23 protein-coding genes are annotated in these 25,288 nt (G+C 56.4%); 12 read left to right on the forward strand and 11 right to left on the reverse strand.

What is annotated here, in order from left to right; translation table 11 throughout:
* Positions 1-15: 15 nt before the first annotated feature.
* Positions 16-756, forward strand: coding sequence for an ABC transporter substrate-binding protein (locus tag I6L38_RS10935; RefSeq protein ID WP_195878775.1), 741 nt, complete (start codon positions 16-18; stop codon positions 754-756).
* A gap of 76 nt (positions 757-832) precedes the next feature.
* Positions 833-1,579: an ABC transporter substrate-binding protein gene (locus I6L38_RS10940; protein ID WP_005302657.1), complete on the forward strand. Its 747-nt coding sequence runs from the start codon at positions 833-835 to the stop codon at positions 1,577-1,579.
* 60 nt (positions 1,580-1,639) lie between these two features.
* On the opposite strand, the gene I6L38_RS10945 is transcribed toward I6L38_RS10940, so the two are convergent.
* Positions 1,640-2,653, reverse strand: coding sequence for a diguanylate cyclase (locus I6L38_RS10945; protein WP_216989552.1), 1,014 nt, complete (start codon positions 2,651-2,653; stop codon positions 1,640-1,642).
* A gap of 1,788 nt (positions 2,654-4,441) precedes the next feature.
* On the opposite strand from I6L38_RS10945, the gene I6L38_RS10950 reads away from it, so the two are divergent.
* Positions 4,442-5,305, forward strand: coding sequence for a DUF1837 domain-containing protein (locus I6L38_RS10950; RefSeq protein ID WP_101616758.1), 864 nt, complete (start codon positions 4,442-4,444; stop codon positions 5,303-5,305).
* Positions 5,302-7,470, forward strand: a complete 2,169-nt coding sequence (locus I6L38_RS10955; RefSeq protein WP_194758762.1) for a helicase-related protein — start codon at positions 5,302-5,304, stop codon at positions 7,468-7,470. Before I6L38_RS10950 ends, I6L38_RS10955 begins: the two co-directional genes overlap by 4 nt.
* Before the next feature lie 670 nt (positions 7,471-8,140).
* On the opposite strand, the gene cysS is transcribed toward I6L38_RS10955, so the two are convergent.
* A complete protein-coding gene (gene cysS / locus I6L38_RS10960; RefSeq protein ID WP_216989553.1) occupies positions 8,141-9,517 on the reverse strand; it encodes a cysteine--tRNA ligase in 1,377 nt (458 codons plus the stop codon).
* A gap of 190 nt (positions 9,518-9,707) precedes the next feature.
* On the opposite strand from cysS, the gene I6L38_RS10965 reads away from it, so the two are divergent.
* From I6L38_RS10965 to lpxH, 3 genes are read left to right on the forward strand one after another with little or no spacing between them, the layout of a single operon-like run.
* A complete protein-coding gene (locus I6L38_RS10965; protein ID WP_005302674.1) occupies positions 9,708-10,205 on the forward strand; it encodes a peptidylprolyl isomerase in 498 nt (165 codons plus the stop codon).
* Positions 10,195-10,908: a DUF4269 domain-containing protein gene (locus I6L38_RS10970; RefSeq protein ID WP_117403028.1), complete on the forward strand. Its 714-nt coding sequence runs from the start codon at positions 10,195-10,197 to the stop codon at positions 10,906-10,908. The genes I6L38_RS10965 and I6L38_RS10970 overlap by 11 nt, the downstream gene beginning before the upstream one ends.
* Entirely contained in the window at positions 10,905-11,630 is a 726-nt protein-coding gene (gene lpxH / locus I6L38_RS10975; protein WP_117403019.1) for a UDP-2,3-diacylglucosamine diphosphatase, read from the forward strand. Before I6L38_RS10970 ends, lpxH begins: the two co-directional genes overlap by 4 nt.
* Positions 11,631-11,716: 86 nt before the next feature.
* Here the strand turns inward: lpxH and nrfD are convergent, their stop codons facing one another.
* The 4 genes from nrfD to I6L38_RS22730 form a co-directional block, all read right to left on the reverse strand.
* Positions 11,717-12,670 (reverse strand): cytochrome c nitrite reductase subunit NrfD, encoded by a 954-nt coding sequence (nrfD, locus tag I6L38_RS10980; RefSeq protein WP_216989554.1) that lies wholly within the window; start codon positions 12,668-12,670, stop codon positions 11,717-11,719.
* A 48-nt stretch (positions 12,671-12,718) separates the two neighbouring features.
* Entirely contained in the window at positions 12,719-13,387 is a 669-nt protein-coding gene (locus tag I6L38_RS10985; RefSeq protein ID WP_216989555.1) for a 4Fe-4S dicluster domain-containing protein, read from the reverse strand.
* Complete coding sequence (gene nrfB / locus I6L38_RS10990; protein ID WP_216989556.1) at positions 13,384-13,998, reverse strand: cytochrome c nitrite reductase pentaheme subunit; 615 nt, start codon at positions 13,996-13,998, stop codon at positions 13,384-13,386. The genes I6L38_RS10985 and nrfB overlap by 4 nt, the downstream gene beginning before the upstream one ends.
* A gap of 149 nt (positions 13,999-14,147) precedes the next feature.
* Positions 14,148-14,759: a c-type cytochrome gene (locus tag I6L38_RS22730; RefSeq protein WP_017778667.1), complete on the reverse strand. Its 612-nt coding sequence runs from the start codon at positions 14,757-14,759 to the stop codon at positions 14,148-14,150.
* 247 nt (positions 14,760-15,006) lie between these two features.
* Between I6L38_RS22730 and I6L38_RS11000 the strand changes: the two genes are divergently transcribed.
* From I6L38_RS11000 to I6L38_RS11010, 3 genes are read left to right on the forward strand one after another with little or no spacing between them, the layout of a single operon-like run.
* On the forward strand, positions 15,007-17,121 hold the full coding sequence (locus I6L38_RS11000; protein WP_201882374.1) for an OmcA/MtrC family decaheme c-type cytochrome: 2,115 nt from the start codon (positions 15,007-15,009) through the stop codon (positions 17,119-17,121).
* Positions 17,122-17,177: 56 nt separating this feature from the next.
* A complete protein-coding gene (locus tag I6L38_RS11005) occupies positions 17,178-18,149 on the forward strand; it encodes a DmsE family decaheme c-type cytochrome (protein WP_201882376.1) in 972 nt (323 codons plus the stop codon).
* An 11-nt stretch (positions 18,150-18,160) separates the two neighbouring features.
* Complete coding sequence (locus tag I6L38_RS11010; protein WP_201882378.1) at positions 18,161-20,152, forward strand: MtrB/PioB family decaheme-associated outer membrane protein; 1,992 nt, start codon at positions 18,161-18,163, stop codon at positions 20,150-20,152.
* Positions 20,153-20,438: 286 nt separating this feature from the next.
* Here I6L38_RS11010 and I6L38_RS11015 read toward each other — a convergent pair whose 3' ends face one another.
* Entirely contained in the window at positions 20,439-20,801 is a 363-nt protein-coding gene (locus I6L38_RS11015) for a hypothetical protein (protein ID WP_017765577.1), read from the reverse strand.
* Positions 20,802-20,933: 132 nt separating this feature from the next.
* Between I6L38_RS11015 and I6L38_RS11020 the strand changes: the two genes are divergently transcribed.
* Positions 20,934-21,125 (forward strand): hypothetical protein, encoded by a 192-nt coding sequence (locus I6L38_RS11020; RefSeq protein WP_095592433.1) that lies wholly within the window; start codon positions 20,934-20,936, stop codon positions 21,123-21,125.
* A 25-nt stretch (positions 21,126-21,150) separates the two neighbouring features.
* Here the strand turns inward: I6L38_RS11020 and I6L38_RS11025 are convergent, their stop codons facing one another.
* Positions 21,151-21,684 carry a hypothetical protein gene (locus I6L38_RS11025; RefSeq protein ID WP_017765579.1) on the reverse strand — a complete coding sequence of 178 codons (534 nt, stop codon included), beginning with the start codon at positions 21,682-21,684 and terminating at the stop codon, positions 21,151-21,153.
* Between the two features lie 340 nt (positions 21,685-22,024).
* Between I6L38_RS11025 and I6L38_RS11030 the strand changes: the two genes are divergently transcribed.
* Positions 22,025-22,825, forward strand: a complete 801-nt coding sequence (locus tag I6L38_RS11030; RefSeq protein ID WP_147323350.1) for a hypothetical protein — start codon at positions 22,025-22,027, stop codon at positions 22,823-22,825.
* 369 nt (positions 22,826-23,194) lie between these two features.
* On the opposite strand, the gene I6L38_RS11035 is transcribed toward I6L38_RS11030, so the two are convergent.
* From I6L38_RS11035 to I6L38_RS11045, 3 genes are read right to left on the reverse strand one after another with little or no spacing between them, the layout of a single operon-like run.
* Positions 23,195-24,253: a tyrosine-type recombinase/integrase gene (locus tag I6L38_RS11035; protein ID WP_216989557.1), complete on the reverse strand. Its 1,059-nt coding sequence runs from the start codon at positions 24,251-24,253 to the stop codon at positions 23,195-23,197.
* 23 nt (positions 24,254-24,276) lie between these two features.
* A complete protein-coding gene (locus tag I6L38_RS11040) occupies positions 24,277-24,675 on the reverse strand; it encodes a hypothetical protein (protein WP_216989558.1) in 399 nt (132 codons plus the stop codon).
* A complete protein-coding gene (locus tag I6L38_RS11045) occupies positions 24,672-25,136 on the reverse strand; it encodes a hypothetical protein (protein ID WP_216989559.1) in 465 nt (154 codons plus the stop codon). Before I6L38_RS11045 ends, I6L38_RS11040 begins: the two co-directional genes overlap by 4 nt.
* Positions 25,137-25,288: the final 152 nt, after the last annotated feature.

The following is a 25,288-nucleotide window of genomic DNA, read 5'->3' on the forward strand; positions in this document are numbered from 1 at the left end:
CGCCAAGGATTGCCCATGAGGAGAGGTTTTTTCGGTTGTCTGCTGCTGTTGTCATGCCTTGGCACGGCGCAGGCCGAGCTCGGCAAGCTGGAGTACCTGACCGAGGAGTATCCCCCCTACAACTTCACCGATGCCGCCGGCCAGCCCGCTGGCCTCGCGGTGGAGCTGCTGCAGCGCATCTGGCAAAACACCCAGACGCCCCCCCAGCCCATCCGCATCCTGCCTTGGGCGCGGGGTTACTACCTGCTCACCCAGAAACCCAACGTGGTGCTCTTCTCCACCGCCCGCACCGACACCCGCGATCCCCTGTTCAAGTGGGCCTGCCCCATCGGCCACGCCGAGTACGTGCTGCTGGCCTACAAACGCCGCCCCATTACCCTCAGCGCCGTCGAGCAGATCAACGACTACCGCATCAGCGCCGTGCGCTCCGATGCCTCCGAGCAGTTGCTGCTCAACCGCGGCATGGACGAGAACCGCATCATCCCCGCCAACCGGCTGAGCCAGGGGCTGAAGATGCTGGTATCGGGCCGCGCCGATCTGCTGGCTACCGGCAAGCTGGCGGGCTACGACGCCATCAAGGAGCTGCAGCTCGATGCCAAAGCGTTCACGGTGGCCTTCGTACTGGATGCCGAAGAGCTCTGCTACGCCTTCAGCCGCCAGGTGGATGACGGGGTGATCAAGCAGTTTCAGCGCGCCCTCAACCAGGCGCTCGCCTCACCGGACTATCAGGCCCTGCGGCGCCAATACATGCCGTGAGCCGTGCCACGGCTGGCGATTTGGCCGGCTTTGATAACACTTGAGAGTGACGTAACACCCCACCAGGATGGCCAAAATGAAAAAATGGACCGGATTCGCCGCACTCGTGTTTGCCACCCTGGCCCAGGCCAGTCCCGAGCTTGGCAAGCTGCACTACCTCAGCGAAGAGTACAAACCCTACAACTTCTCCAACGAGGCGGGCGCCCCCACCGGGCTCGCCGTCGAGCTGCTGCAACAGGTGTGGAAGAAGACCAACACCCCGCCGCAGACCGTCACCATCATGCCCTGGGCGCGGGGTTACTACCTGCTGACCCAGAAACCCAACGTGGTGCTCTTCTCCACCGCCCGCACCGAGGCGCGGGATCCCCTGTTCAAGTGGGCCTGCCCCATCGGCTACGCCGAGATCGTGCTGATGGGGCTGGCCAAGAACCCGGTCAAGATAGCCAGGCTGGAAGATGCCCAGCAGTACAACATAGGGGCGGTGCGGGCCGACGTGGGGGAGCAGCTGCTGCTCAACAACGGCTTCGACGAGCAGAAGATCCTGCCGGCCAACCGCCTGCCCCAGGCGCTCAAGATGCTCACCTCGGGCCGGGTCGATCTCATCTCCACCAACAAGACCACCATGCTGGATCTGATCGCCTCCCAGCAGTTGGATCCCGCCCAGTTCAAGGTGTTCTGGATGTTGAGCTCGGAGCAGTTCTGCTTCGCCTTCAGCCACCCGGTGAGCGACGAGCTGGTCAAGGAGTTCCAGAGCGGCCTGACCCAGGTGCTGGCCAGCAGCGAGTTCCAGCAGATCCAGAGCAAGTACTTCCCCGCCCGCTGAGGGGCGGCATGAAGAAGGGGCCCAGCGGGGCCCCTTCTGTTTGCCTGTCTCACCTGCGCGTCAGCTCGGCCGGCGACGCTGGCGCTTGACCTCATACATGCAGGCATCGGCCAGCCTCAGCGCCTCGTCCACCGTGCTGAGGGCCGGATCGGTGGCCACCACCCCCACGCTGGCGCCGGCATAATGGAGCGCTCCGGTGGGCAGCTCGAGCGACACCAGGCTCGCCTCGAACAGCCGGCGCTGAAAGCCCTGCACCGCCGCCTCCCGCGTCTCTTCGCCGCACGGCGGCCCCATCCCCACCGCCACGAACTCATCGCCCCCCACCCGCGCCAGCAGATCGCCGCCGCGCAGCACGCAGGAGAGCGCCGCCGCCACCCGTTGCAACAGCAGGTCGCCCGCATCGTGGCCGTGGGTGTCGTTGATGGCCTTGAAGCCGTCGAGATCGATAAAGCCTATCAACAGCGGATGCTCGACCCGCTCTGCCAGCGAAAAGAGGCGGTTGAGCTCGTGCATCAGTGCCCGCCGGTTGGGCAGCCCGGTCAGCGGGTCGCTCAGCGCCTGACGCGACAACTCGTTGTTGGCCTGCTGCAGCTGCTGCAGCAGCTGTTCGCGCTCCACCTGCTCGGCGATGAGCCGGGCGAAGAAGGCAATCAGGTGATCCGAGCCCGCCGTCAGCGGCTTGTGCTCGGCGCTGGCGGCGCACAGGGTGCCATAGAGGGAGCCGGAGGGGGTGCGCACCGGGCAGCTCAGATAGGTGCGAATGCCAAGGGCCTGCGCCGCCTGGGAATCCCCCCAGCAGAGCGCCACATCGTCGGTGTAGAAACGCCCCTCGTCGAGGGCCCGCCGGCAGAGGGTATCGTCCCAGGCCACCGAGGCCCCCTCGGGGATCTGCAGGTCGGCGCTGTTGCGGGCATAACGGATATGTTGGGTGTCGTGACCAAGGTCGATTTCGGTCAGATAGGTGGACTCGAGCCCGGTGACCGTTTCGAGCATCTCCAGCAGCGGGCGGGTCAGGCTCTCCAGATCCCGCGCCCCGGTCACTTGCAGCGACAACGCCTGCAATATTCTGTCCATGCACACCTCCCTGCTTGCATGTCTATTCCTGAAACCATAGCCTCTTCACCCGCCGCCCGCCCCCATCGCGGCGCTATCTCTGCGCTTTTGTCGCCCTTTGTCGCCGAACGACCCTAAATTGTTCGGCAACGTGCTCCGTTTGCAGCCAACGAGAGATAACCCGCTCTAAGAGGTAATCAGCACCCACTGCCGAAGCAAGCGGCGCCTGTCGTGCGGAGCCATTGGCTGCGGCAGCTTGACGGTGGCGCTCAAGAGGGCGAGCTCGGTATCGTGATGGCCCCTGTCGCTGACCACCTTTATTCGTGGCGCTCCCCTGCCATTCCCCTCACTCGGCTCGCCACTCGGTTCAGCTCTCGGCCTGCCACTCTCCCCGTGTCTCTACTCGGCTGTCAGCGCAGCTCGGGGCTTGGGGCTTGGGGCTTGGGGCTTGGGGCTTGGGGCTTGGGGCTTGGGGCTCACCTTCCATCACACCCCGAACCTGGGTCAACCGCCGGTTGCTACTCTGCAGCAAAGGAGAAAAACCATTTAATTCTGATGGTTGCATCACTAATTTCATGGATTTGGATGGCCCCGCCGAAGCGGGTTCCGTAAGATGACCATCGGCCCCTGTTGGCCCCGCATATTCATGAATGGTCAAGGGCGCAAGGTGGCGGCGACAGTCAGGGGCGGCAGCGTCTTTGGCGCAGACCAGCCGGTCTCCCGCCCCTGCGGCAAGGTGTGAGGGTTGCACCCTCGACGGGTGCCCCGTCAGCTTCGGGGCTCCATCCCTCTCCCCTTGCGGGAGAGGGTTAGGGTGAGGGGTCACTAGCCCTATTGGCACGGTGTCACCATGTAGGGTCGATTAGCGAAGCGTAATCGTCCGCAGTAACCATCCCCTCCCCCTTGCGGGAGACAAGTAGGGTGCCAATAAGCGAAGCGCATTGCACCGGGGTAAATGATCCCCTCGCCCCTTGGGGGATAGGGCTTGGGATCAATGAATGGGGTCGAGTAGGGTCGATTAGCGAAGCGTAATCGTCCGCGGTAACCGTTCCCTCTCCCCTTGCGGGAGAGGGCTAGGGTGAGGGGTCACTAGCCTGATTGGCATGGCTGCGCCATGCAGGACACGAGGACTCCGTCCTCGACGGGGTTTCGCCGCCGCTGCGCGGCTTGGCGAGTGACTTTGGAAAGACCCGCTCTCTTTGGCAAATAACACCAAAGGTCTTCTCCCCCACTTGTTCGCCCTTCTGCGTCGGGTTCCCTCGGTTCACCCGTTTGTCCGACGGCACGCGCCGATGGGCTTTGACCTTCGCCATCCCTGGCGTCGGTCAAAGTCCGCTACGGACATCCTTGTCCTTGCGCCAAACCGGGCCGAGCCTTGCTCGTCCAATTCCGGTTTGGCCCCTGGCCCAGCGGCGCTCGCTCGGCATCCTGCCTCGCGGCCTGGACAAACAGGCTCACCTCGGCGAACAACAGGGGGCAACCCCGTACCTTCAGCCACGACGCCAGTTAATAGCACTCTGTTATTCGGGACTGTGCTCGGGAAAGTCGTTTTCTCTGTTCCGGCCACTCACCCGCCGTATGGCAAGACCAAATTGTCCACCGATTCAACAAGGACAATCGACATAGTTGTATATGTGAAAAAATGAATATGAGTACCGCAGCAAGCGATCCATATTCCTATCGGGGATAATTTTATATTGAAGACCCGATAGGAAATTATTCGTAGTGATAATTACCTTATTCATCGAACATCCTAATGAAAACTGATAAAACCTAATATACATAACTTCTAATAGCCGAGAATTATACATGACAAAAATTTACAAGAGATTCAGCAGGCTAGTTTTTAGCTTTAACCATGCATCTAATTCTTGTGGAGTAGGAAAACACCCATATCATCTAAATTATGAAAATGGCCAGTATCGAGAAGATGAGTTAGTTAAAATAATAAGAGGGGCTCTACCTCACTTTGCATTAACTCCAGATGAATTTCAAAGAATGATAAGAGATGAAGATCTGGATGAAATGTACAGGTTAGCTTTTTCTAGAATCTCAAAAGCAAAGAAAGATAAAAAAGGTGACTATGGAGAGCTACTTCTTTTCCTAATACTAAAGTCTTTTTATGGTGCAGATCGCTTAGTAACAAAAGTTAGGCTCAGGAGCTCCGTTAAAGATCAAATAAAAGGATTTGACTGTGCGCATTTCAGTGTCGATGAACACAATGAAATTAAACTATGGCTAGGTGAAGTAAAATTCTACAAGTCATTCTCTGCTGCAATAAATGATGTGATAGATGAAATTCACGAACACGTAAGCGCGGATTACTTAAAGAATGAATTTTCCATTCTATGTCCAAACATTGAATATAACAAAGACATTATAATTCCTGACGAGCTCATTGAGTATCTAGATGGTAGCATTCCTTTAGACCAAATCAAAATCGTCATACCTGCCCTAATTACTTATGAAAGCGCCGAGATTAAAAATCATAAAGAAGTAACACAAGAGTTTAGTGATGCATTTAAAAAGCAGTTTGAAGAAAAGTTTGCATATATAAATAAAAAATCATTAACTACTCCTAAAAACGTTGAAGTTTTCTTTATTCTTTTACCACTAAGCAATGTCGCTAGCATAAAGGAAAAACTTGATAATATTGAGGAGACATACAGATGAGCATTGTAGATGTTATTGCAGATAGAGCGCACAATAGAATTTTAACCGCTCGACAAGAAACAGACTTCAATGCAATAAAGCATCTTGAAGACATATATAAGTTACTACAATCAGAAAAGTATTACTCTGAGGGTATAAAACATCTTTGCTTTGCATGCGATAACATATCAAATATAGACTACGATGCAGATCTTCTAAAGCTATGTATCCAGTCATCTAGGGTATTCCTCTACCAGAAAATGTTAGAAGACAAAGATCATATATTTGATGAAGATAATCTTTTTGATTATGCTCAAAAGGCATTTTATTCCTTATCTTCTGATATTATTTTAACCAAAGAACAAAAAGACCTCTTTGACTTATTTATTACAAGGCGTCGCTTAGTTGTAAGTGCCCCAACATCTTTCGGTAAGTCACGTATAATGCGCGAAATAATTGCTCATTGTAAATATAATAACATTGTCGTGATAGTACCCACAAATGCCCTTTTAAGTGAAACTTATTTCACATTTCGAATGGATGAAAGATTGAGTGAATATAATCTTATATTTTCAACTCACATCCAGCCAAACAATGAAAAAAGCATTTATATATTTACCCCAGAAAAATTCGATCTTTACACTGATGAATACAACATTAACTATGAGTTCTTTATTTTTGATGAAGTGTACAAGATAGATAGTAATGACAATCGTGCTTCTGTATTTTCAAATTGCTTATACAAGGCGTACAAAAAAAGATGCGACTATTATTTGATTGGGCCTTACTTTAACGACTTTAGCCCTAATTTTATACAAAAAACAAATGGCTACTTTAAGAAATACAATACAGACATCGTCCAAAAAAGCACAATTAACTACTTGGAAGATAGTGACATCTTAATTGATGGTGTAAAACTTAAAAAATTATTAGGAAAAGATTCTCGATTAGGTCAAATAATAAACAAGGTTCAAGGACAGACGATTATATATGTCTCCCGCAAAGATACAGCAGAAACTAGGGCTAAGAATATATCTAACACGGTATCCACATTCACACCTAAGCCCGAACTTACAGACTTAATTGAATACATATCAAAAAATATATCTGAACAATGGGGTCTTATTACATGTCTCAAGAAAGGAATTGCATTTCATCATTCCGGTGTCCCTAAGTTTATTCAAACAGAAATCGTTGAACTTTTTAATTCAGGACTAATTAATATTATTGTATGCACACCCACTCTAACTGAAGGTGTAAATACATCAGCTAAAAATGTAGTTTTTTATGACACAACAAAGGCAAATATTAATTTAACGGGCTTTGAAGTTAAAAACATTATTGGTCGATCGGGGCGATTTGGCCAACATTTTGTTGGGCGGGCTATTTTTTTAGAGAAGCATGTAGAACAAGACAATATTGATGAGATCCGCTTTCCATTTTTCGACTACGACCAACTACCACTCGAAGATTACCTTCAAATAGAAGACAATGACTTACCTCCATCAGGTTTAAAACGGAAAGACACTGTTATTTCGATGGCTCTACAACAAAGAGTTCCAATAGATGTTCTTAGGAAAAATAAATACATAAACTTTGAAAAGCAATTATCATTAATTAAATACCTAAAAGAAAACCCACTCCTGAGAAGACAACTTTATATTAAGCATAAGCTTCCAGATAAAGCCCAAGTTGATTTAATCATGCATCTAATACATGATATTTTGTTTTCAGACTCAGACAAGAAAGACACGTGGACAACCGGCAATTTATCTAGATTAGTTAAGTATCAAATTTATTACAACCCTTCAATAAAGCAACTTATTACACAGCACAGTGCAAAAAAAGAAGATACAAAGATAAGAAATATACTTGAATTAGTATATAGATATTTTGAGTTTTCTTTGCCGAAATACATAATAGCCTTGGAAAACATCCTTAACTTTGTATATGGTGATGATGTTTCATTAGGCATGATGGCTACACACCTTCAATATGGTAGCGATGAAACATACAATATATTACTTACGGATGCTGGAGTACCAAAATCAATAATAAGTCACTTATCGCCGTATATAAAAGACACTGGAAATATTAAAGAAATAAAAGCTACAATTGAAAGAAGCCCTCATAGCTTAAAAGGATTGTCAACAATAGAAATAAAAATGCTCTCTAGGAGAATCTAATTCTATGACTATTAAAATAAAAACCGCAGCCTTGAGCTGCGGTTTTTATTTCTATTGCCCAAACACGCTTTGATCAAACCCAAACCTATTTCCCCAACCCCTTGTACTGCTCTCCCCTTCGGCGGAATAGACGGTCACATGAACGCTAAAACCACGGGCGGGCACGGTATTGGTTCCCCCTGCAAACCGCCGAGTCGAGTTCAACGGCTCAGGAGCGCCATCAGGGATGATGGCGCAGCCGCAGTCGGCACAGGGATGTGCCGTCTGCGGCGCTCCGTCCGACCCGTTGGACGAGATGAGGGAACCCGCGAAGCGGGCGGTTTGCCGGGGGAAAAGACTTTTGGTGACTTTTGGTCTTTCAAAAGTCACTCGCCCCAGCCCGAAGGGCGGGCGCAATCCTGTCGAGGGCAGCGCCCTCGCCTCTTTTAGACTGAGAGCCAAACCCTCGGCTTGCTCGCCAGACAGGCGAGCCAAGGAGGTTAGCCCCCTCACCCTGGCCCTCTCCCACAAGGGGAGAGGGGATCAGAGCGCAGACCACCGGGGCTTAAGCAGAGCGCAGAGGCTTAAAAGGTGTCGAGGGAAAAGGCACAAACAAAAACCGCAGCCCTAGGGCTGCGGTTTTCTTATTGGCCCAACCTGTTGGCACTTGGCGCCAACAGGGACATCGGCCTTAGGCACGGCGCCAGCTGGTCTTGCCGGCGCTGTCTTCCAGCACGATACCCATCTCGGTGAGACGGGCTCTAGCGGCATCCGCCGCGGCCCAGTTCTTGTCGGCGCGGGCCTGATTGCGCTGGGCGATCAGTTGCTCGATTTCGGCAACCTCTTCGTCCGCTTCATCGCCCTTCAAGAAGGCATCCGGATCCTGCTGCAGGATACCGAGCACGGCGCCGAGTTCACGCAGACGGGCACCGAGGCCGGCAGCAACGGCCATGTCTTCACCCTTCTGGCGGTTGATCTCGCGCACCAGGTCGAACAGGGCGGAGTAGGCTTCCGGAGTGTTGAAGTCGTCGTCCATCGCCTCCTTGAAGCGCGCCACCTGCTCGTCGCCACCGGCAGCGGCGGCTTCAGGCAAATCGCGCAGGGCGGTGTACATGCGCTCCAGCGCGGCGCGGGCTTGCTTCAGGTTATCTTCCGAGTAGTTGAGCTGACTGCGGTAGTGGCCAGACATCAGGAAGTAACGGACGGTTTCGGCGTCGTAGTGGGCCAAGACGTCGCGGATGGTGAAGAAGTTGCCGAGGGACTTGGACATTTTCTCTTTATCCACCATCACCATGCCGCTGTGCATCCAGGTGTTGACGTAGTCGCCACCGTGGGCGCAGCAAGACTGGGCGATCTCGTTCTCGTGGTGCGGGAACTGCAGATCGGAGCCGCCGCCATGGATGTCAAAGTGGTTGCCAAGGTGCTTGGAGTTCATGGCGGAGCACTCGATGTGCCAGCCAGGACGACCCGGGCCCCAGGGGCTGTCCCAGGTCGGCTCGCCCGGTTTGGACATCTTCCACAGCACGAAGTCGAGCGGATTGCGCTTGGCATCCACCACGTCGACGCGGGCACCGGCCTGCAGCTGTTCCAGATCCTGGCCGGAGAGCTTGCCGTAGTCGGCATAGGACTCGACGATGAACATGACATCGCCGTTGTCCGCCACGTAGGCGTGCTCTTTATCCAACAGGGATTGCACCAGCTCGATGATCTCGCCGATGTGCTGGGTGGCGCGCGGCTCGACGTCCGGGCGCACCATGCCGAGGGCATCGAAGTCGGCGTGCATGTCGCCAATCAGGCGCTCGGTCAGATCGTCACAGGTGACGCCGGTTTCGGCGGCGCGCTTGATGATCTTGTCGTCCACGTCGGTGACGTTGCGCACGTAGTTGAGCTGATAGCCGCTGTAGCGCAGGTAACGGGCCACCACGTCGAAGGCGACGAAGGTGCGGCCGTGGCCAATATGACAGTGATCGTAGATAGTGACGCCACACACATACATGCCCACCTTGCCCGGGTGGATAGGTTTGAATTCTTCTTTTTGACGAGTGAGTGTGTTGTATATCTTCAGCATCTTATGACCACTGCCTGTGAGTAAAATGGCCTGCCATTCTACCCGCATCGCGCGTAGAAAACGAGGCAGAAAACGTGCCGGATCAGGCGCACCATCTATGCCGCAGGGCCCTGATGGGCTAGAATTGCCACCACTTTATGCCATACACCTGCGGGCACCTCGTCGCCCGCATCAAATGAAAGGACATATCATGGTCACTCTGCACACCAATCACGGCGACATCACCCTCACCCTGAACGCTGAAAAAGCCCCGGAAACCGTGGCCAACTTCCTGCAATACTGCCGTGACGGTCACTACGACAACACCATCTTCCACCGCGTCATCGACGGCTTCATGATCCAGGGCGGCGGCTATGCCCCGGGCTTCGAAGAGAAAGACACCCGCGCCCCCATCAAGAACGAAGCGGCCAACGGCCTGTCCAACAAGGTCGGCACCATCGCCATGGCCCGCACCATGGAGCCGCACTCTGCCAGCGCTCAGTTCTTCATCAACGTGAACAACAACGACTTCCTCGACTTCAAATCCGCCACCACCCAGGGCTTCGGCTACTGCGTGTTCGGTGAAGTGACCGCCGGCATGGACGTGGTCAACAAGATCAAGGGTGTCAAGACCGGCAACTACGGCCGCATCCACCAGGACGTGCCGACCGAAGACGTCGTGATCACCAAGGTGACCCTTGCCGAGTGATCTCTGCCTTCTGAGAGATGAACTGACTGCGGCCCCGGCCGCAGTTTTTCCATCTGCAAAGGCCGGCTCCATCGACTGGCGCCGTCTCGACTACCTGGCCCACGGCAACCCGCGCCAACGCTCGGCCCATGCCCTGCTCACCGCCGGGGTGTGGGATGCGCTGACAGCGCAGTGCAGCGATCTGGCGCTGGTGAGCACGGTCGCCATCGGGCTCGACAGGCCCGGCAGCGATCTCGACATCGTCTGCCAGCATCCAGAGCCGGCCGCGTTTGCCGCAGCGCTGGCAAACCAAGGCTGGCAGGTTGCGCAAAAGGGCGCTGCCATCTGGCTGGCTGAGCAGAGCGTCACCGGCGCCGATGGTCACCCTTGGCCCCTTGAGCTCTACCTCACCCCAGAACCCCTCGAGCACCTCAACGGCTGGCGCCACCTCAGCCTGATGGCGGCCCTGCTTGAGCAGTTTGGCGCTGCTTTTTATCACGAAGTGCTGCGCCTGCGCCGTGAGGAAGGGCTCAAAGGAGAGGCCGCCATCTGCCACTTGCTGGGCCTTGCCGGTGACCCGTATGCCGCGCTGCTCACCCTGGAGGGCGGCGAGCTGGCCTCATTGGTGTGGCAGCCGGGGACGACGAGCCCCCGCTTCACTTCCAGTTCCAGTACCAGTTCCACTTCCAGCCACCTCAACAGGGCCCAGCGCACTTTCTCATGAGCACCCTCTTTATCAGCGACATTCACCTGTGTGCCCAGCGGCCCGACATGACCGCCGCCCTGGTGCGCTTTCTGGCGCACGACGCCCCCGGCGCCGATGCCCTCTATGTGTTGGGCGATCTGTTTGAATTCTGGATTGGCGACGACGATCCCAATCCCCTCCACGGCGAGGTGGCTGACGCCTTTGCGGCCCTGAGCCAGCAGGGGGTGCCCCTCTACTTCATTCACGGCAACCGCGACTTCTTGCTGGGTCAGGCCTTTGCCAAGCGCGCCGGCATGACCTTGCTGGGGGACCCGTGCGTCATCAAGCTCTACGGCGAGCGGGTGGTGCTGAGCCACGGCGATCTGCTCTGCACCCTGGATGAGGGCTACCAGAAGTTTCGCCGCATCACCCAGCTCAAGTGGCTGCGCTGGCTGTTCCTGCGCCTGCCGCTCGCACGCCGCCAGGCCATCGCCCACAAGATGCGCGGCCAGAGCCAGATGGAAAATGCCCACAAGAGCCAGACCATCATGGACGTCACCCCGGCAGCGGTGGACCAGATGCTGCGCCAGCACAACTGCCGGATGATGATCCACGGCCACACCCACAGACCCGCCATCCACGACTTCCAACTCGACGGCGCGCCTGCCCGGCGCATCGTGCTGGGGGACTGGTTCGAGCAGGGCTCGGTGCTGATCTGCCGCCCCGGCGAGCAGCGCCTCGAGCAGCGCGCGCTGATCTGACTAGGTAGGCTGGCGGCAATAAAAAAGGCGGGAAGATCCCGCCTTTTGTTTGCCTGTGATTTGCCTGCGCAGTGGCTACACACCAGCTACATCACCGTCATCTGCCCCGCGTAGAGGATGAAGTAGCGCAGCAGCAATATCCCCACCAGGCTCAGGCTGCAGATAAGTGCCAGCCGGGCCGGTTGATGGGCCTTGGCCGGACTGCCCACCAGCCCCAGCGACTGGGGCAGCAGGATCCCCAGCCCCATGACCCCGAACCAGAACACCTGGGACCAGAAGCCGCCGCCGATGGCCGCCCACATGGCCGCTTCCCGCTGGCCGCCACCAAAGTAGAGGCCGGTGAAGAAGCAGAGCAGCAGGAACAGCTCGATGGCGACGATGGGCCGCTCGAAGCGATGCACGAAGCTCACCCCCTGGCTGTGGCCATCCTCCCGAAACAGGGTGACCGCCAGCAAGATGGTGGAAGCCACCCCCGAGCTGATGCCGGAGACCAGAAACAACGCCGGCAAGATCGGGTTGTTGAGCATGGGGTAGGTCTTGAGGGCTGAGAGCAGAAAGCCGGTGTAGGCCCCGAGCAGTACGGCAAGCAGCAGCAACAACGGCGCCAGCAGCCGCTCGAGACGGGCGAGCCAGCCAATCAGGCCATCTACAAAGGAGAGCCTGTCCACCAGCAGCCGTCGGCGCAGGACCTCGATCTCGGCTCTGAACACCACCGCCAGCCAGGCGAACAGCACCGCCATGTAGACCTGAAACAGCATGACCCCCATCGACATCACGGAGTCGAACTGGTAGTGGAACATCAGCTTCCAGAAGGTCCAGGGACGGGCCAGGTGGAAGATGAGGATGAGCAGCCCCAACACGACGCTCACCGGCGCCAGGATGGCGGTCGCCTTGATGATGCCACTCTCGCTGCCGGCCCCCTGGCGGCGCAGCAGCACCGAGAGGGTGGCCGAGCCTGCCGAGATGCCGAGCAGGAACAGGTAGATGGCGATGGGGCCATCCCACACCAGCGAGTCGAAGTGAAACGCATCATGCCACATGGTGCTTCCCTCCCGTCAGCCGGTCTGCGTCATACAGATGAGACGGGATCATGACTTCACCTCCCCTTTCGGCACCCGGTACATCTTGGGCGAGGTACCGAGGAACTGCTTGTAGCGATAGGTGGTCTCCTGCACCAGCCGTTTGGCGATGGGGCTGTCGGGATCGTCCAGATTGCCGAACACCAGCGCCTTGGTCGGGCAGGCCTCCACACAGGCGGGTTGCTTGCCCGCCGCCAGATTGGTCTTGCGGCAGAAGTCGCACTTGTCGGCAACCCGGGTGACCGGGTTGATGAAGCGCACCTGATAGGGACAGGCGGCCAGGCAATAGCGACAGCCGACGCAGAGGTCGGGGTTGATGTCGACGATGCCATCCTCCGTCCGGATGTGGGAGGCGCCGGTCGGGCAGACGTGCACGCAGGGGGCGTTGTCGCAGTGCTGGCAGGATTTGCGAAAGAAGCGGTACTCCTGCGCCGGATACTCCCCCACCGGGCCGCTGCGCAGGATCTGCAGGCGGGCCACTCCTTGTGGCACCTGATTCACCTCGCGGCAGGCATCCATGCAGGCGGTGCAGCCAATGCAGGCCGTCTCGTCGTGGATCATGCCGTAGCGCACGCCCTTGATGGTCATGCTGTTGGCCAGGGCGCGCGGGGCCCCCGTCAGCAGGATCAGGGCGCCGGCGCTCATGCCCACCATGAAGTCGCGGCGGGTCGTGTTCATGAGCCCTCCTTGACGGCGGTGCCGAGGCTGGCCTCATGCTGCTTGCGGTGGCAGTCGACGCACAGCTTGATGCGCGACTTCTCGGGGAGCCCCACCATGGGCTCCTTGGCCGGGTGCAGCTGGTGACAGCTGGTGCAGCTGATCCGGGTGGCGTGCACGTCGTGGGCCCAGAGGGCCTTGCGCAAATCGTCCGGCTCATGACAGCTCATGCAGACGCCGTTCTGCTGGCTCAGCGGGAAGGCGTCGTCGCCAAAGCGCATCACATCGACGATGCCGCCGCGCTGTTTACGGTGATCGGCCGACGCATTGCCGTGGCAGTTGGTACAGGTAACCGCCTCCCCCGTGTTGGGGTTGGTGACCTGGCCATGCTTGCCGTGCATCCCCTCTGCCCCGTCATGGCACTTCTCGCACTTGGCAAAACGGGCCGCGGCCTTTTTGGCAGCTGCCTTCTTCTTTTCCGCCTTGGCCTGCTTTTCGGCCAGGGTGGGTTGCTCTGCCTGCTCGGCCTGGGCTGCGGGGGCAGCCTCGCTTGCTGTCGTCGTGGCCAGGGCAAGCTGGCTCATCCCCAGGCTCAGGGAGGCAAGCAGCAGCCACTTGATGATCTTTTTCATAGGAAACTCCGAAACGGTGGCACCCGAAGGGTGCCGTCTGCCCGCCGCGAAACAAAAAGGAGCCGATGAGAGCTCCTTTGACGGTCGTGAACACGAGACCACACCCCGCCAGAAGCGGGGTGGCTGCGTCAGCGGGAGGGGCTGCGACGTTACTGCTGGCTTGCGTAGTACTCGGCCAGTGCCTTGAGGTCGGCATCGCTCATGGCGATGATGGCCTTGTTCATCTTCTCGTCGTTGCTGCGCTTGCCGGCCTTGAACTCCTGCAGGGAGGTCAGCAGGTAACCCTTGGGCTGGCCGGCGAGGATGGAGGCCTCGTCTTCGGCCACCGAGCCCCCTTCGGAGTGGCACTTCTTGCAGCCGGAGTCGTCGTGCAGTTTTTGCCCCGCCTTGGCCAGCGCCGCATCGAACGGCTGCTTCATCGGCTGGTAGGGCAGCTCGGCATAATGTGCCGCCAACTCGTCGATCTGCTCGTCGCTAAGGCCCTTAACAATGTCGGTCATGTTCCCCTTCTTGCTGGTATCACCGGTGACATGATTAACGGTCTTGGCTGGCCGGCCGTCGAGGTAGGTGCGCAACTGCTCGGCAAGATTTGATTCTGCCAATCCTGCGATAGTTGGAATATCGTTCTGGGTGCTGATCCCCTGATTTCCATGACATGAGTTACATGTATCCACCAATGAGTCCAGACTGGCATGTGCTGTGCCAATAGAGCCCAAAAGCAGCGACAGTCCCACTATTTCCAGCTTCATACTGCGTTTCATTTCTCATCCCTCTTCCAGAAAAGGTCTATAAACCCCAGTTAAAAAAGACATTTTTATAATCCAGGTTGATTTTCGATCCGTTTTTGAGACTTAGATCAACGCTCTCTAATATATAAACCTTACAATTAAGATGGAAATGATTTATACCGTATTCAGTCCTCTTTTGACCCTTAAGTAGTATCTTTTTGGGAATTTTTTGAGCTGGCTCATATATGGAACAATAAGTCCGATAAAAAAGGATAAAAGAATGAAATACTGGAAAGTATTGGTGGCTGCAGCAATGGTGTTCACCCTCTCCTCCTGCGGGGGCGGCGGTGATGGCAACGACAAGACGGACCCACCGCCCCCTCCGCCGGGCACCCCGGATTCGCTGGTGATCTCGGCCTCCACCCCGCAACTTGGCGAAAGCGGTCAGCTCTCGGTGCAGTTCAAGGTCACCGACAAGCAAGGCAAGGGCTATGACCTGGGTACCACCCTCCCCTCCTTCACCCTGGCCAAGGTGATCCCCGGCCGTGACGCCACGCGGGAAGACCCCGTGATCTGGAAGAGCTTCATCTACAGCACCAAGAACAACCGCCCCACCGGCGAGAACGGCGGCAAGCTCGAAGCCCTCGGCAATGGCCAGTACCGCTACACCTTCTCCTTCAATGCCACCACGGTGCGCGACCCTTATCCGAGCGATTCGCAGGACAACAACGGTTTGATCCGCTGGGATGAGGCAGCGACGCACCGCCTCGGCATCTACTTTGGCGGCAGCAACGACATTCCGGTCACCGACTACGTGCTGGACTGGGTGCCGGCCGGCACGCCGCCGCTGCTGACCCGCGACATCCTGGAGCAGCAGAGCTGCAACAGCTGCCACATGAAGCAGCCGATTCACCACAGCAACCGGGCCGATCCCAAGCTCTGCGTCACCTGCCACAACGAGAGCGTGCCCGGCAGCGGACGGGGCGATCTGACCACCCTGGTGCACAAGCTGCACGGCAACCTGGATGCCACCGCCACCAAGCTGGTGAGCCACTTCCCGCAGGATCCGCGCAACTGCGACACCTGCCACAAGGGCGTCACCCCCACCACCCCGGATGCCAACAACTGGCAGCACGCCCAGGAGAAACCCTGCGGCGCCTGCCACGCGGACTCCACTACGGCGACCGGCTACGTCAGCCACATCAACGGCAAGATCAGCAGCGGCACCCTCTGTACCCAGTGCCACGCCGAGACGCCCGGCAACACCAAGTCCCCCAGCAGCGTGCACATGGGCTACCTCGCCAACGAGGCCACCGGTCGCGACAAGCTGGTGTTCAAGTTTGACGACGTGCGCTACGCGGCGCCCAACATCGAGGTCGAGCTGACCGTGACCGCCAACGGCACACCGGTCGAGACCATGGACGGGGTGCTCAAGTACATCAAGTACGGCGATCTGGCCAAGGCTCCCTACGTGCTGGTCAACTGGGATCAGGGCAGCGGCTTCGAGCTGGGCTACACCAACCCGCAAACCTTCGTCGCCGGCAACAAGATTGACTTCACCAGATGCGACAGCCAGGGCGGCGGCAGCTTCCTGTGCCGCAAAGAGGTGGGTAACGAGGTGAGCGGCACCCTGGCGGCCACGGTTGCCGAACTGCAGGTGTGCGTGGCCCGCAAGGCGGATCGCAACGGTGCCTTCGCCGCCGGGGATCTGCTCCCCTGCAGCAGCACAGCCAGCGCCCTCTCCTACGTGCCTATCAATCCGGTCAAGGCCTACTTCCGGGCCGAAGGCGGGGTGGACGGCAACTATGTGCTCAAGGCAGGGGCGGATCTGGCCTCCTGCAACGGCTGTCACAAGGATCTGGCCGTCCACACCGAGGGCAACGCGGGCTCGGCCCACGCCTCCAAGGACTTCGCCCAGTGCACCAGCTGTCACAACGCCACCCGCACCTCCTTCTATGCGGCTGTGCCGGGGGATCTGAAGTACCACGTGCACTCCTTCCACGCCTTCGGCTCCCATCGCAGCGGTGATGCCACCTTCCCGGGCAAGCTGAACAACTGCGAGTCCTGCCACACCAAGGGTCAGTACAACCTGCCCAACCAGCAGAACGAACGACCCTCGCTGGTGGCGACCACGGCGGACAACAAGCAGCCCAAGTTCTTCAGTCCGACCCTGGTGGTCTGCGCCAGCTGCCACCTCAAGTCGCCGCTGGGACTGGTCAAGCCGGACAGCCCGGTCGCGGGGGATGAGTGGGCCACCCACATGAAGAACAACGGCGCCATCTTTGGTGCAGAGACGATAGAGGCCGCCACCGGGGTTGAACAGTGCGCGTCCTGCCATGCCGTCGGGCAGGAGCAGGGCGTCGACAAGGTTCACAAGGTGTATGACTTCCGTTGAGACCACCAGGCCGGGGGGATGCCTCTCCCCGGCCCTTTGCCGTTGAAGGACACGATATGAAAAGAATCACCCCGCAGTGGCTCCTGGCGGGTTTGCTGGCACTCGGTTGCCTGCCGGTCTGGGCCAAGAGCGATGCCCAGCCGGCGGCCGATGCCGATCCGCGCCTGCAGGTCGAGGCCACCCTCGACCAGAAATTCGACCAGGGCAAATACTCCCCCAAGGGGGCCGATACCTGCCTCAAGTGCCACGATGCCGACTCGCGCAAACCCGCCACCGGCATCTTCCACAATGTGCACGGCAACCTCGGCAACCAGAACGGGCCGATGGCCGACAAACAGTGTGAAGCCTGCCACGGCCCCGCCGGCAACCACCCGCGCAATCCCCGCAAGGGACAGCAGCGGGAACCCATGATCACCTTCGGCCCCGACTCGCCGGTACCGGTGGAGAAACAGAACAGCGTCTGCCTCTCCTGCCACACCGATACCCAGCGGATGGGCTGGCATGCCAGCGCTCACGCGGTGGAGGATCTCTCCTGCACCAGCTGCCACAGCCTGCACCAGGCCAAGGATCCGGTGATGGACAGCAAGAAACAGGTGGAGACCTGTACCAGCTGCCACGCCCAGCAAAAAGCCGATCTGCACAAGCGCACCAGCCACCCCATTCTCAATGGTGAGCTGCCCTGCTCCAGCTGCCACAACCCGCACCAGTCGCAGAACGAGGCCAGCCTCAAGCAGCCCAGCCTCAATGAGAGCTGCTACGAATGTCACGCCGAGAGACGGGGCCCCTTCCTGTGGGAACACGAACCGGTGACCGAGGATTGCTCCCTCTGCCACAGCCCGCACGGCTCCATCAACCAGGCGCTGCTCAACAAGCGGGTGCCCCAGCTGTGCCAGGAGTGCCACAGCGTGCCCCATGCCAACGTCTCCATCCCCGAGGGGGATCTCAAGGTGCGTGGCGGCAGTTGCCTGAACTGTCATAACCAGATCCACGGGACCAACCATCCCAACGGTCAATCACTGCGGCGCTGAGGAGAGAAGTCATGAAATACTCAACACTTTGGCTCTCCCTGCTGGCGGTCTGCTCGGCCCAGGCGGCCGAGGAGCCGCTGGCAGTCGGGGATTACGCCCTGCAGCAGAGCAAACCGGCCAAGACCGAACGCTGGAGCTGCAAATCCTGCGAGCGCGATGAGGGCTGGTTTGGCGAAGTGGGGCTGGGTGCCGGCTATGCCAACGACGATGGCGCCACCCGCTTTCGCAACTGGGTTCCCAGCCAGCAGGACAGCGGCATGCTCGGCATCTTCAACGCCGACCTGCAATACCGGGGAGAAGGCTCCCGCTACGGCAGCCTGGAGGTGAAGAACCTCGGTATGGAGCGCTTTCGCCTGGCGACCGAACAGGGCCACTACGACGGCATGCGTGCCCGAGTGGGCTACTCGGAGTCCCCCTTCTACTGGAACAGCCACGGCCGCAGCGTCTATCAGCCGGGCGAGAGCCCGCTGACCCAGGGGTCGCTGGCCGAGTTCGACAAGGAGGTGGTGCGCAAGAAGCTGACCGCCGGGCTCGCCTATACCCCGAAGAGCCCGTGGCGCCCCTACGCCGATTTTTCTCATGAGAAAAAAGAGGCCACCCTAGCCTACTACCAGTCGAGCGTGCCCGGCATCGGCAGCGGGCCAGGCCTTTTGCCCAAGCCCGTCGACGGCAGCTCGACCACTCTGGTCAAGAGCGGCGTCAGCTACCTGGGAGAAGGCTGGCTGGTCGACCTCGCCTACCACGGCTCCCTCTACCGTACCGATGACACGGCGCTCTACTATGGCAGCGTCGCCGACCCTTACGCCAACGAGCGCGCCTACGAGCCGGACAACAACTTCCACCAGCTGAGCCTTTCTGGCCAGTACAACTGGGACCGGCAGAGCCTGACCGGCCGCGTGCTCACCAGCCAGGCCACCTCCAACGGCAGCCTGACCGCGTTTCGCAACGCCCCCATCAGCCAGGATGACTTCCACGGCGAGGTAAGCACCCTGCAGGCCGATGCCAAGTGGGTGGGCCGCTTTGGCCGGGATCTCACCCTGCGCGCCGGCGGCGAGTATCGGGACCGCAAGGACAAGTCCGATGAATACGCGGTGGTCGGCAAGCAGCGCGGCAAGAGCGATCGCACTCGCAGCAAGGCGGATCTGGCGGCCGACTACCGGCTCAGCCGCTCGGTCAAGCTCACCACCGGCTATCAGTACAAGGCGGATCAGCGCGAGCAGGCCGACCGGCAGGACACCGACGAGCACACCCTGTTCCTCAAGGGGCGCTACCGCCCGGCCGGGGCGCTGCAACTGGGCGGCAAGCTCGCCTGGAGCACCCGCGACGGCTCGGACTGGCGCCACGACAGCGCCGCTGGCACCGGCAGCCCGACCCTGCGCCAGTTCTATCTGGCGGACAGGGACAGGGTCGAGTTCAGGGGGGATCTCGGCTATCAGTTCAGCGAGGGGATGGATGCCCGCCTCGAAGGATGGTGGGCCAGGGATGATTACAAGGAGCCGGACATAGGGCGCAGCGAGGGCAAGGATTATGGCATCGACCTGACCCTCAACCAGCAGTTCGACGACAACCTGAGCGGTCACCTGTTCAGCAACCTGCAGTGGATCAGCTCCAGCCAGAACCATGCCTATACAGGCGCACCGGACTGGGATCCCTACAGCACGGCGGTGCGCGACGAGATCACCACCCTCGGGCTCGGGCTCACCCAGAAGAAGGCGTTTGACCGGGATCTCGAGCTCGGGCTCGATTACAGCTTCGCCTATGGCCGCGGCAAGACCGACGCCAGCAAGGGCTATGACTACCCGGATCTCACCAGCAAGCAGCACCGGCTGGAAGGCTACGCCCTCTATCAGCTGACCAAGCAGCATTCGCTGCGCTGGGATGTGCGCTACGAATACTTCCAGGACGTGGATTACCTCTACACCGGCGAAGAGCGCAACCTCGGCAACCTGAACCAGGACTACAACGGCTACTTCACCGCCGTCTCCTGGCTCTACAAGTTCTAAGGGACGGCCACGCGCCGCATAAGGGCTGACAGGAGTATTGCCAGCCCAACAATAAAGAGGGGAGCCCAGGCTCCCCTCTTTGATTGTCAAACCCGCCAGCCTGCGTGACAGGCCATCAATGACATGATGTGAACACCAATACCATGTCAACACTTCCCCAGCCAAGCCAAATCACATGTGAACATTGATGAAAAAACATTTATATAAATATCAACCAGTTAAAAACGGCCAGTAGCGTCCAATGACCATAAATTGAAATTTTTATCGCCACTCTCCGTCATTACTTTTATTCCTTTTCGACCAGCAGCACCGACAGCCTGCGCCACTCTTCGGCAAACCGTTGCCTCAGATAAAACTGCCTGAGCATGATGGACAGTTTCTTGGCAAACCCGGCCTTGGCCTCTCTTGTCAGCAAGCACTGGATCTCCGCCCAAAGTGAATCACGTTCAAAGCCGGTCCAGATCGGTGGCACAGGTGCCAGGGTGTTGATGTAACAAACCGGCGCCACCCATTCGAACAAGACCATCTCGACGTGGGCAACGGGAAAGCCCCGTGCCACCTGAGCGATCCGCTCGAAATCGACCTCATTATCGACAAAGAGATCGGACAGCGCTTCACACAGGTCAATGTCTGCCAATGACTGGACCACTCGCCACACCTCCCAAGACGGTATAGCGTCAGTTACACCACAGACACCAAGCAGGTTCAAGCTAATCGATGCACCGGGTCATCCACCGCCCCCCTAACCGGTGGCGCTCTCCCCCTGGCAAGTCGGGGTAACATGAGCCAAACCAAGACGAGGGCTCTGGTCGAGGGAGGCCGACTGCGCCGGGCGGTTGCCGGCGAGCTGCAACACCTGGAGGCACCCCGTTCGTGGATGGGGACCGAGAGCGCGAACATCTTCCAACTGCTGCTACAGCTGATGAACGTGGTGGAGCAGTTGGCCGGCCAGCTATCCCCCATCATCGAATAAAACAAAGGGCCTTTAAGGCCCCCTTTCATTTTTGCTCAAACATCTCTTTGTTTAACTTCTCTTTCAGTGCTTCCAAAGAGAGTCTGTCTAACGCATGGTCCAGTTTCATAAGTCCATGTGCTTCACAATTTTGAGAATAGATCTCCTTGCCAAATCGCCAGCTCGTCTGTTTGACGTAGCACTGCTCCCATCCCAAACGTTCAATATTCGACATGCTGACTTTTTGTGTCAGCAGTCCCAAACCAGCAGCTATAACAATCAAGGAGACAACGAAGATCACCCGCCTCTTAACCGCTTTTGAGGAAAGGTCTGGCTCAGGCATAGCCCGAGAAAGTATCAGCTTTCCACCGGCATATAGCATGAAAGGGGCCGCTAGTAGGCTAACGAAGATAGCGAACCATCCCCGCCAGTCATTCATTCGCAACGGATCTGCCGGTGTAAGTGCTTGCAGGTCCATGAATTCAGAACCAAACACCATGGCCATCCAAAGGCCACCTATTCCGAGTAATGCGACAACCAATCCACTGGCTCGCATCTGCCATGAGATCTGCCCGGTCATTCAAACTTTGCCTTAACCGCTTGTTTCATCATTTCTGAAAGCTCGGCGTTTTCATTGGTCAAGTCGATAAGTTTACCAGCAACCATCGTTACCAACACGAGTTGCAGTAACGGAAAAGCTCATAATTTTTTGTCTCAGACGATTAGCGTAATGAGGGTAGATTTGATAACTGAAACAAAAAAAGATCCTAATGAGTTTCAACACTCTCCCCCTCCTACGATCGTGGGCTCTGTTCGTCCAAATGGTACCGACTCGAACACCCCCCAAAATATTGTTACAGTGCCAGCCTGCATAAAAACCTCAACCACCAATATGCTTCTTTAGCGGGGAAAAAATGATAGTGAGAACAAAATCACTCGCGTGGAAAGTGAGTGCATCAATATCCACGCTGTTGCTACAAGGGATTAGTTTTGGCACATGGGCTGACGGAGAACAAGTTTGCTCTTCAGAACAACTAGCAGCTATCAAGGCAAGTTTGCCTTCAGGCACCGAACTGACTGCCGGCGCATGTAAGACGTTACCAAACCAGCCAGAAGTGACATTGACTTCCTACATTTTCCCAGATAGTGCAGATCACCATGATGAAATGTCTCTACCTACGAGTATCTGGCGAGTAGAACTCATTTCCCAAGGGAAAGTACAACAGCGGTTTGAGGAGACTATTGAAGAAGATGCCAGTATAAGAATTGGAAGCGCCAGTATATGGCTCGACACAGCTCCTTACCTACTGGCCAAAGGAGAACGGGCCTTTGGCGTAAGATTGGATATCGGCTATGGCCCCTCCTGTGCTGACGGTTTTAGCTCCAGATTCTTACATCTATTCAGACTACATAATGGAACTCTTCTACGCGTAATTAACGGCGCCCCTATGCTGCACACCTACATCCGAAAAGGCGTGCCTTGCTCACCAGGAAAAATTGACTTAGAACGAGGAATTTCCTACATCCAAGTCCTGCCAGGGATGTCTAACGGGCTGCACGATCTGAGAGTAGTAACCAAAGCGAAAACAGAGACCATAGAGCAGGATGGTACCTCTCAAACCTCCAGTCAGAGAACATTGAGCACCACGCTGCGCTTCAATGGCCATGAATACCCGGTTGGAGAATGGAATAACTTACCAAGCAAGGAGTGGTGGAAGTAATCGGCCATCCCCTGCCCCACACGGTAAATTCCTCGGGTATATACAGAGCCCTATAAAAGCCTGCCTCCAGCAGGCTTTGTTGTTATGGCGCCATAGACTCGACACAATCGCTGTCGCCACTTTGGCGACATTTTGCAAAAAACAAAAAGGCCGCTATTGCTAGCGGCCTTTCGTAAGTCTTTGATTGCTTTATTCAATAACTGGTGCCCGAGGCCGGAATCGAACCGGCACGACGCGAACGTCGAGGGATTTTAAATGCCTGCGCCCAGCCTTTAAAATCAAATAGTTAAATAAATACAGTCACTTATAGACACGTCATTATGCGGAAAAATGCGGTGTTCTGCGAGCTGTGTGGATCAAATGTGGACACTAGCGCAGGTTGTTTACCGTCAGCGGATTGAGCCGCAACGCATCTTCAAGGTGGTCTGGGGCAAAGTGGGCATAGCGCATTGTCATGGTGATGGTCGAATGCCCGAGTATCTTTTGCAGCACCAGAATGTTACCACCGTTCATCATAAAATGGCTGGCAAAGGTGTGACGCAGCACATGGGTACTCTGCCCTGCTGGTAGCTGGATCCCCGCCTTGTGGATGGCGGATTCAAAGTGGTGGTAGCACTCACTGAACAACTTGCCCCGGCGCTTGGGGATGATGTCGATCAGCTCTTGGTTGATGGGCACGGTTCGGCGCTTTCCGCCTTTGGTGTGAGTGAAGGTCAACCGGTTCTGTGACACCTGCGACTGGGTCAGGTCCTGGATTTCTCCCCAACGCGCCCCTGTGGCCAAACAGAGTCGCACAACAATGCCAAGATCTGGATTACTGGCTGCGTCACAGGCATCAAGTAACGCCTTAATCTCATCAGGGTATAAGAACGCCAGCTCTGATTCGGAAACCCGGTAAAGCCGCATCCCGGCCAACGGATTCTCTGCCGTCCACTCACCCAACCGCTTTAGTTCATTGAACACTGCTCGCAGGTAAGCGTGATCGCGGTTCACCGTCGATGCGCTCACCCCCTTCCCTTCTTGCGTTGCCGCCCGCCGATCGCTAACAGCACCAGAGAGACGCGCCTCCCGATACTTGGCAAAATCATTACCGGTGAATTCGCTGGCCAGCGGATTACCCAGGCTTTCGCAGATCAGCAACAGCTTGGAGCGCCGCTGCTCACCATCACGCAAACTCTGGCCATGCAGGCCATACCAACGTTCGACCAAATCAGACAAACGCCGGGTATCTGCTGCAGGTTCAACGGTTTGCTCATCATTCCCCTGCCAAGGCTTCTCGGCGAACTGCTCAAGCTGCCACAGCTCCCACGCTGCCGCCTCGCCTTTGGTGGCAAATCGCTTGCGCCTACGCGGCCCATTGCGACCAACTGGGCGAATATCAGCAAGCCAGGGAAGCGGCTTGCCATCATCAAGTTTGCGGACGGTCATCAGATGTAGGCAAAACGTTTAGATTACTTGCCTGCTGGGAAAAACCGTAAGAGTGTGAACAAGAGGCCACATCCGGTAAACACGGCACCAAATAGCCAAAGATACATTTTGTTAAATCGAGCTTCCAAGTCGACTTTGGTCGCAAATTTCTCATCAAGCTTCGATAACTTTTCCAAGGCTGTTAGCTGGTTGGTTTTCATCCCTTCCAACAGAACTCGAATATCTTGAACTGTGGTTTCGATAGATCTCACAGAGCCTTTTAATTCAGTAATATCACGCTTGATAAACTCAACATCAGACTCAAGTTTCGCTACACGAGACTCCATGCCACCACCTCCGTTATCGCCCCCTCCACTTTTGAAATGAGTCTCACTAGCATCCTCAAAGGAAACCCTTTTGAGAGGGGGAGCACTAGTTCTCATAGCTCACCTCCATCAGGAGAAGAGGAATCATCCATATCTGACTTTGTTACCCAGTCAATGATCTCATCAACCATAAACTGATGTACACCTGAACACTTAGGACACACCATGGGGATAGTGTAAAGCATAAAACCCATCCCAGTTCTTGTCTCAATGATATGAACGTAAGGCTCGCTAGGTTCGACTGTTTGCCAATTAACAGGATTGTCTGTACCAACCTCATTCCCTAGGGCATGGGGTGCAGGATCAGGAACTTTTACTAATGGACCATCATGAAGTTCAGCCTGTTCATCATCGATTTCTGTTGGTGTCAGGCGTGTGGTAGGCATTCTGAGCCCTTCATTACCACAAAATGGGCATTTAACCGTGATTTTCTTTGCGCCGAAGTATCGACGTACATCCTTCGATTTTACCAGAGGACCCTCATAGATATGAGGTGAAGAACTACTGGTTGTTGCCATTGAACATTACCTTTAAAAAACAAAGAAGATAGCTCCAATGTTAAGGTGCATTGCTTTCCATTAGATACAACGCAGCCTCACTCGAAACCATTTGACTTGGTAGATTGATACAGTAACAACCTTTTCTATTGTATCAAAGTACGACTTAACTC

It is taken from the genome of Aeromonas sp. FDAARGOS 1408 (genome assembly GCF_019048665.1).
GTDB classification, from domain to species: Bacteria; Pseudomonadota; Gammaproteobacteria; order Enterobacterales; family Aeromonadaceae; genus Aeromonas; species Aeromonas dhakensis.